This is a genomic window from Calidifontimicrobium sp. SYSU G02091 (assembly GCF_022631395.1).
Classification (GTDB): domain Bacteria; phylum Pseudomonadota; class Gammaproteobacteria; order Burkholderiales; family Burkholderiaceae_C; genus Calidifontimicrobium; species Calidifontimicrobium sediminis.
Map to the genome: position 1 here is coordinate 75,634 of NZ_JALBGB010000018.1, position 8,908 is coordinate 84,541.

The 8,908-nt window shown below is 70.9% G+C and carries 4 protein-coding genes; all 4 read right to left on the reverse strand.

The genetic code is table 11. The annotated features are described in order from the left end of the window. Positions 1-17 precede the first annotated feature (17 nt). Positions 18-3,641 (reverse strand): BREX-2 system adenine-specific DNA-methyltransferase PglX, encoded by a 3,624-nt coding sequence (gene pglX, locus MOJ79_RS12205; RefSeq protein ID WP_241924407.1) that lies wholly within the window; start codon positions 3,639-3,641, stop codon positions 18-20. A 57-nt stretch (positions 3,642-3,698) separates the two neighbouring features. Beyond that, complete coding sequence (gene pglW / locus MOJ79_RS12210) at positions 3,699-7,970, reverse strand: BREX system serine/threonine kinase PglW (RefSeq protein ID WP_241924408.1); 4,272 nt, start codon at positions 7,968-7,970, stop codon at positions 3,699-3,701. Continuing rightward, positions 7,967-8,188: a helix-turn-helix domain-containing protein gene (locus MOJ79_RS12215; protein WP_241924409.1), complete on the reverse strand. Its 222-nt coding sequence runs from the start codon at positions 8,186-8,188 to the stop codon at positions 7,967-7,969. The genes pglW and MOJ79_RS12215 overlap by 4 nt, the downstream gene beginning before the upstream one ends. A gap of 193 nt (positions 8,189-8,381) precedes the next feature. After that, positions 8,382-8,908 (reverse strand): hypothetical protein (locus tag MOJ79_RS12220; protein ID WP_241924410.1); only part of this gene is annotated, 527 nt, incomplete at its 5' end.

An 8,908-nucleotide genomic window follows, 5' to 3' on the forward strand; every position in this document is an offset into this window, starting at 1 on the left:
AGACACGAGGTTCGTGCTCATACCGCAGCCTTCCTCGGCCGCCCACGCCGCGCTGTTTGCGGCGCCGGCTTCCACGCCCGCAAGTCGTCCCGCGTGAACCCCAGCTCCCGCGCCTGGTCGTTCAGGAAGCCCTCGTAGTAGTCGCCCATGCGCTCGCCGAACGTGGGGTCCACCTCGTTGTGCCACTGCTTGAGCCAGGGCACCAGTTCCAGCAGGCCGGCCAGCAGGGGCTGCAGGCGTTCGCGCGGCCAGCCTTCGTTGTCCTTCATGTCCAGGTAGTACGCGGCCAGCGCGGTGGCCTGCTGCAGGTGGTTCCAGCCGGCCCAGGCGATGACGAGGCTGCCGTCCGCCCCGCGTTCGCAGCCGGGGTAGCTGACCCAGCGCTCCTTGGGCACGTCCAGGCCGCCGCGCAGGCGCCAGAAGTCGGCCTTCAGGAAGTCCTTGCTCTGGTACTTGGGCGGCACGGGGATCTTGCCGACGTTCTCGCCGGCGTCTTCGCGGCGCTGCAGCGCCCAGGTGGCTTCCCACTGCGCGCGCTTTCGCAGGCCGGTGTCGGTGTAGCGCAGCACGGGCAGGAAGGGCACCGACTCGCCGGCGACGAGCTCGGCCACCACCTGGGCGACGTCGAAGCCCGAGTGGCCGGCGTAGAGCTCGGCGATCTGCATGAAGCCGGCGTCGCCGCGCACCGCGTCGGCCAGGCGGTTGACGGTGGTGAGCTGCGGCGGGTGGTCGTCGCCGGCGGGCCACAGGTGCGGGGCTTCGAGGCGGTCGAGCAGCCAATCGCGCAGCGCGGTGCGCTCCAGCTCGTCCCAGACCGGCCACTCCCAGCGTCGCTTGCAGCCCATGCTCTCGACGAGGCCGACGTTGCGGTCGCGCTCGATCAAGTCGATACGACGCTGAACCACCTCGCGGTAGTCCGCAGGCCACCGGACGGGAATCTCGGTAACCGGTGCGACGCCCAGCCACTCGAACCAACGTGTCTCCAGCGTGCCGGCAGCAACGCGGCGCGCCAGCACGATTTCGAACGCTCGCTCACCGCGCTCCACTTCGGGCGGATCGGCGTGGGTCACAGACGCGGGGTCTATCCCGGTCGGCAGCACGCCGTACAGGCCATAGGCGTGCCAGTCGAGTTCCTCCTGCCAGGCGACCATCTGCCTTCGGATCGAAGCGGCTTCAGTCCGCGCAAGGTTGAGCGCACCACGCGTCAGCGTGGTTCCTGCTGCACTCGCGGCTGACATCTGCGCCGCCGGCATGCACGCGCCAAGTCGCATGGCCAAGGCGTCAAGTCGGCGCGCCAGCGCTACCGGGCGCTCCGCGACCAGCGGAAACTCGGCAACCTTGGTGGAGTTGAAGGCGTAGAAGTCGTGCCACTTCTCGTCCTTGCTGCTGCCGCCACCGGGGCCGCCTTTGTTGTGGCACACCTGCTGGAACCAGAAGCACGCCACCGAAGAGTTGAGCAGCCCGAGCAGCCCGAGGTGCTCGTCCTCGCTGGCGCCGGCCGGCAGCTTGATCACCGGCGCCGTCCGGTTGAAGACCTTGCCGCCGCAGTCGAGGACGAAGTGGTTGTGGGTGGCGACCTCGGCGAAGGTGATGCTCAGAGGCTGCCGATACTTCGTTGGCACCCAGCGATACCAAGTCCACCAGAGGTCACCACACTCCTTTCTCGTCTTACCAGCGAAAGACAACACACCTTCCAGCGACGAACGGTAAGGCCACATCGCGCGACCCCAACGGCTGTCGGCTGCAAGGGGGATGGGGTCGAGACTTTCGGTGTACGGCGCAAAGGCGTAATCGTCACCTCCAACGACGTAGTCCCTGACGGCGTCACCGACGACAAATGGCCGGATCGTGTTCGCTGGGAAGCCCGCACGTCGCAGTGCCGCTGCGGATGCGCTAAAGACCTCGTCAGCGCCCGTGAAGCTTGCAAATCCAATCGAATCTGCTACCGAACCCAACGTCCCGCGGCCATCTTCAACTCGTTCCTTCAAGTCGGCCGCCCCGCCCCCTCCGATGCTCCACGGGTGCTTGGCAAAAGTGGCTCGCGGCGTATCGGCCACGCTGACGAATTCGCTCTCCGAGCCCGCCCGGTCGACCTGCCCGACGATGGCCGACCACACCAGCCCCTGCGCCGGGTCGTCGGGCGTGCTCGGCTCGCCCTTGATGCCCATCACCGTGCGCACCGCGTCGCCCACCGGCGCGCGGTGGCGGCCGAACAGGATCACGGTGGGCGTGCCGTGGCCGGGGATGTAGGCGCCCGAGGTGTCGACGACGTGCGTCAGGTCCAGCCGCGGCAGCACCTGCTCGATCAGCTTGCTGCCGAACTCGCGCTTCATGAAGCTGTTGGCGGTGATCAGGCCGACGAAGCCCGCGGGACGGCCGTTGCCGGTGAGCGCGAGCTCGAAGAAGCGCTCGGTGAACGGCGCGCCGAGCGAATACTTCATGTGGCAGCTCGCATAGCGCTGCCGGTAGGCTGCGTTCAGCGCCGCGTCCTTGACGACGATGTACGGCGGGTTGCCCACCACCGCGTGGTACTGGCGGCCGAGGATGCGATTCACCTCGTCCAGGTCCTCGCTGGCGTAGGCATGCGCCAGCCCGGTGCCGGCGTAGTGCTCGGCGCCCTCGAACATGCCCTCGGTGGCGGTCAGGCCGAAGCGCCGGCCGTGCAGCAGGCTGTCGCCGATGGCCACGTTGAGCCTGAAGTTCGGCGCGTCGGCCAGGCGCTGCACCTCGGCCACCTTCAGCGCGGCCAGCAGCAGCCGGAAGCGCGCGATGGCCACCGCAAAGGGGTTCAGGTCCACGCCGGCCACGGCGTCGAGCGCCTTCTGCGCGATGTCGCGCCGGTTGCGGCCGGGCTCGGCGCGCGCCCACTCGTCCACCAGCCGGTGAAAGCCGCCGAGCAGGAAGTGGCCGCTGCCGCAGGTGGGGTCGATCATCCGCACCTCGCGCAAGCCGAACTCGCGGATGGCGGGGGTGAGCGTGCGGTCGAGGATGAACTCCTCGACGAACTCGGGCGTCTGCAGCAGCGCGTAGCGCTTGCGGGTGGCCTCGCTCAGGTCCTGGTACAGGTCGCCGAGGAAGCGGGTGTTCCAGGCGGGGTCGGTGAAGTCGTGCACCAGGGTGCCGGTGTTCGGGTCCACCTGCTGCCAGAACTGGCGCAGCGCCATCGCGGCGTCGCCGCTGATGGGCAGGCGAAACACCGGGTTGTGCGCGGCGTCGAAGAAGGTGGCGAGGCCCGGCAGCGCGCCGGCCTCGCGGAAAGCGGCGAGCAGGTAGTCGCGGTCGCTCTCGGTGGGGCGCTGCCGGAAGTAGGCCTCGTGGCGGTCGCGCGCCAGCGCCAGGCGGCCGGATTCGGGCGTGCCGCCCAGCCAGGGGCGCTCGACGAGGCCGTTGTCCTCGATGAAGCGGATGAACACGCAGGAGAGCAGCCAGTGCACGCCGGCCTGCGTGAGGACCTGCTCGGCCCAGGTCTCGAAGGTCTCGGCGGTGCGGTCGGCGTCGCGGGCGGCCTGCCATTCCGCCTGCAGCGTGGGCTTGAGCGCGGGCACGTCGGTGGCCGGGTCGAAGACACGCAGGCGCAGGTCGTCCTCTAGGCGCTTGAGCTGGCGGGTGAGGTCGGCGAGGAGCTGGGGGGCCTGGATCAACGGCGGAGCTTTCGATGGGAGCGGTGATCAGCGGGTCTGTGGCACGCTCGAGGCGTCTCACGGGGCAGCAGTGCCCGCTGCAGCGCGGTGGAGGTTCTCGACCCAGGGCAGCGTCAGAGCCATGGCGGCACCGGCGTTGACCAGCGGCACGGGCACGCCGTCGATCGCGGCCTGCGCGGGCTGGTGGGTCGGCACGAGCAGCCACGCCGTGGGGGTGTGGCCCGGGCGGCCGGCGCTGGCCTCCAGTTCGCTGACCAGCGCCATCAGGTCGTAACGGGCCAGCAGACCGGCATTGACCACCAGCAGCGGGTCGGCGCTGTCGAGCAGCGCCTGCCGCAGCGCCGGCAGCGCACGCTGCACCAGCGCCATCAGGTTGCGCCAGTCGCGTGAACCGGGATCGGCGGCATCGGCACGCAGGACGGTGGCCCAGTCCACGCGCAGCGCGTCGGCCTGGCGGCGCAGCTCGCGCAGGAGCACGGCATCCACGCTCAGGCGCTGCAAGGGCGACACCCCGGCACCGGGCGGGATCGCGCCGGCCCCGAAGCGGCGCAGCAGTTCAGCTTCGGCGTGGCGCGCGAGGCGCGGCTCGACGCTGAGCACCAGCAGGCCCCCTTGCCTGAGGCTGCGCTGCAGCCGGGCCTCGATCGCGGCGGCGTCGGCTGCGGCACCCGAGACGGCGTCGGTGCGTGCCGCCACGCCACCGTCGACGGTGGAGCGACGCGCGAACAGCGTGGTGGTGCCGGCCGTGAGGCCCCCGCCCAGACTCTCACGCCGGTAGGCCCCGGCACCGTCGGCCGCGAGAGGGTCCCAGTGCAGCGGCGCGCCGGCCTCCTCCAGCAGGCGGTCGAGCAGCGGGCGGTCCGGCAGGGGCTCGGCCTCGGGGTAACGGCCGCGCACGCGGTCGCGCAGCTCTTGGACCCTCAGCTCGGTGGCGCCGAGCAGCGCGCCCATGGACGATTTGAGCGCCTGCAGCGCGGGCATGCCGCGGGGGTAGATCTCCTGCCGGCTCGACAGCGCCGCCTTGCGCGAGGCCATCGTGGCCAGGCGCAGCAGGCGTGCGGCCGGGATGGGCGCGATGGCAGGCGCGTCGGCCTGCCCCGCCGGCTCCGAAGGTGGGCGAACGGACTCCAGCGCTTCGAGCACGCGGCCGGGCGGCATCAGCGGGTCGGCGAGCGCGCAGGTGTCGGCCACCGTGCCGAGCTGGCGCGCGTAGTCGGCCCAGGGCGACGAGGTGGCCACCAGCGGCACCGGAGCGTGGTCGAAGGCGTCGAAGCGGGGCTGGTCCAGGTGCGACTCGGCCTCGACGGCGGCGCGCACCACGGCGCTGGCCAGGCGCAGGCGCTCGGCGTCGTCCTGCAGGGCGCAGCCGCGCAGCGCCAGCAGCGCCGCGGCGAGCTCGTGCGCGGTCATCACCTGGCCCTGCGTGGCCAGCAGCACCTCGACCTGGTTGCGCAGCTCGGTGAAGGCCTTGTTCTTCAGCCAGCGTTCGCGCGCCTTCACCAGCGCCGTGGCGAGCGTCGCCCGGTCGACGTCGCAGGCCTGGGCGGCGTCGCCCACCGAGGGCCACTGCCCGGCGGGGACGGCATCGTCGAGGCCGAGGTAATGCGCGAGCGCGACTTCTTCGGGGCGATCGTCGCCGGCCGGGCGGCGCGGCAGCAGCGCCTCGGCCAGTTCGTTGACGCTGACGGGCACGCGCGCATCGTCGGCGTCCGGCTCGGCACCGTCGTACAGGCTGCCGCGGCCTTGCGTGAGGTCGGGACGCAGGCGGGCGAGCTCCTTGGCCTTGAGGCGGATCTCCTTGCGAACCTTGTCGCCCACACCGCGCAGGTAGCGGAAACGGATGCGGTCGACGGCCAGCAGTTCGCGCGCGTTGTGCACGCCCATGCGGTCGAGCACCTCCTGCGCTTCAAGGCTGTAGCCCAGCTCGGCCATCGTGGTGTGGCCGGTGGCCACCGCCGCGACCGCCTCGAACCCCTGAGCCGCAGCGGGCTGCGTGGTCGACGCACGCTCGAAGACGGCGCGCCAGGCGCGCAGCATGTCGTCGGCGTTGTCGTGCCGCTCGCGGTAGTCGCGCCGCAGCGCCTTGGCGAAGAAATCGGTCAACGGTTGACGCACGACGGGGTCGAAGACCTCGGTCTCGAGCGTGGCTTCCACGTCGAGCATGGCGGGCGCGGTCTGCCCGTCGCCCCAGTGCGGGGGCTTGCCCACGGCCATCTCGTACAGCGTGACGGCAGCGGCAAAGCGCTCGGCGTGCAGGTCCCAGCGGCGCTGCGGACGCAGCGTCAGGAACGGGTCGAGGTACGGCGGCGTGCCGGCGGTGAGGTTCTCGGCCGGCGTGCGTGCAAGCGAGAAGTCGAACAGCACGAGCTTGAGCTTGCCGGTGCGCGACTCGGCGATGCCGATGTTGTCGGGCTTGATGTCGCGGTGGACGACGGCCGCGTCTTCGAGGTGTCGCACGGCGTCGAGCAGCTCGTCGCCGAAGCGCTGCAGCATGTCCAGCGACAGGCGGCCGTCGCGCTTGAGCTTTTGCGCGAGGGTCTCGTCGCCCGCGCTCTTGAGCAGCAGCGCGGTGCGGCCGGCGACGGTGCGAACCTCGCGCAGCGCGACGATGTTGGCGTGCTGGAGCTTGCCGAGCGCGTCGGCCTCGGCCTGCAGGTTCTCGCCGTGGGCGGCGTCGATGGCGACCTTGAGCACCAGCTCCTCGTCGCTGCCGTCGGGGCGCACGAGCAGCGCGTCGCTCGACGATCCCCGGCCCATGCGCCTGACCACCGTGAAGCCGCCCTCGACGCGGTCGCCGGGGCCGGCGCGGCTGGGGTCGACGGTGGCCTCGGGGTCGGGGGCGGTGAGCTCGTCCTCGACGCGGTCGAGATCGCCCAGGAAGCCCTGGATGGTGTCGTAGCGCGCCAGCACCTCGGGGTTGGTGGCGTACTGCACGAGCTCGTGCAGGCGCGGGTGGCAGCCGTCGAGCACGTCGGACAGGCGCAGGCCGGGGCCCAGCCGCAGTTTGGCCGCCAGCTCCAGCGTCGACGTGGCGGGCGGCTGGCCACTGAAGATCAGGTACGTGAGGCAGCCGAGCGAGAAGACGTCGAGCTCGGCGCCGTGGGCGGGGTCGGCGCGGGTGGTCTCCGGCGCGAGGTAGACCAGGCCCGGGTCCTCGACGTAGGCCTCGACGTGCTGCGTGCCGGTGGTGCGGTGCACGGTGGCAGTGGCGCCCGCGGTTTCGGCCTGGCGCGCGGCCGTCTGCCAGTTCATGAGCTGCACGCGCAGGTCGCCGCCGTCGGCGCCGCGCACGAGGATGCTCTGCGGGCCGAGCGCGCGGTGGTACAGCCGGCGCGAGTGCGCGTACTGCAGCACCTCGGCGATGTCGCGCACGAGTTGCAGGCGCTGGCCGACGCTCAGGCGCGCGCCGTGGTCGCGCACGAAGTGGTCGAGGCGCACGGCCTTCGGGTCGTGGTCGAAGATCAGCGCGGGGCCGAGCTCCGTGTCCTTGTAGTCGCGGCAGCGCAGGATGCCGGTGTGGTCGATGCCCTCCAGGATCTTGAACTCGCGCTGCGCCTGGGTGACGCGCGCCTGTCGCTCCTCGGGGCTCGTGGCGCCGGCGAGGTTGTAGATGCGCACGCGGCGCTGCACGTCGACGCTGACGTGGCGCGCCTCCCACTCCTGGTAGGTCGGCCCGTCGGCGATGAGCTTGCCGAGCCGGTAGTCCCCGACCTGCCGGTGCTTGTTCGACGGGCGGATGCCAGCCTCGGCCAGGCCACGAGAGATCGCGCGCACCTGATGCGCGTCGACCGGCGGCAGGTTCGCGGTGCGCAGGCCGCGCGAGAGCGCGCCGACGATGCCGTCGTCGTTCAGATCGCTGGGCCGGCCGCGCAGGAAGACACCCGCCCTCGCCTGCCCCTGCAGCCGGCAGGCGAGCGACGTGGAGGACAGGAAGACCAGCGGTTCGATGAACGGCAGCCGGACCTTGGCCTTGACCACGGCGCTCTGGCGCTTGAGCAGGCTGGCCAGTCGCCTGGCCTTGCGGTCGGTCAGCAGCAGCGGGTTGTCGACCGAGCGCTCGCGGCCGTCGGTGGTCCATGTCCAGGTGTGCGCGTCACCCGTCACGGCGCCCGGGCGCGACTTGACCTCGACGACGAACAGGCCGGCGGGCGAGAGGACGAGCGCGTCGACCTCGTTGACCTTGCCCTCGTCGTCGATGAACTCGAAGTTAGTCCAGACGTGCCAGGGGTCGCGGTCGGGCAACTGGGCGCGCAACCACTCCAGCGCCTCGCGCTCCCAAGGGAAGTGCGACTCGGCGATGACGTGCCAGCGCGATGGGCCCAGGCTCATCGGGCGACCTGGGCGTCGTCAGCAACGACCTCGAAAAGCTCACCGACCGAGCACCGGAACAGGCGGCACAGCGCCTCGACGGCCGGCAGATCGACCCGGGTCGCCGTCTCCCGATACAGCGCCGTGACTGTGCTCCGGTTGAGCCCGGTCTGGCGGGCCACGTCAGCAATGCGGAGCTTGTCTCGGCCCATCAGCGTGGAGAGGTGGCAGCGGATCATGGGAGCCCGATGGGCACCGGCTGAAAGACAGCCGGGCTGGTGCGCAGAATAGCATTTCGTAAACCATCGCAACACCCAGATCCGCGGCCGCAGCGGCACCGACAGCGCTTGGTGTGGTCGGTGTACGATCCGGCATTGCCCGGCGTCGTGGCTGGCTGCCCATCAGGAGCAGCCCGGCATCAGCGAGGCCCCGTCAGTTCGCCTTTTCCCGAAGGGCCTTGATGCGCTGCAGCAGCTCGATCGCCTCCTCGTAGGTCATCGCGGGCTGGTCGACCGGATTCCTGGCGTCGCCAATACCCAGCCCATAGAGCTTGATCCGCGCCTCGACGACGCGGACCATCGCCGTCGGGTTGGCGTTGTCCATGGCGAGCCTGTAGGCCTGATCGAGCTCGGCCATGGCGTCGGCTACCGTGTAGGCGCGCGGGCGCGACTCCGACAACGAGCCCCGGCTCGCCTCGACCGCCGACTCGGCATAGCGGTCGCGCAGTTCCTGAATCCGACGGGCAACACGTTCACGACCCTCGACAACGGCCGCCTCCTGGCGGGCGTTCTCGCGTTTGCCAGTCCAGTTGTACGCGGCGAGGAACGCGTCGATCGCCGGCGCGCCACTGGCCCGCGCGACGGCATAGTGACCTTGCCCTCGAAAACCGGATCCCTTGCTGAGTGATTCAATCCAAGCAAGGAGAACGTGAAGTGACGAAGGCAACGAGAGCGCGGTAC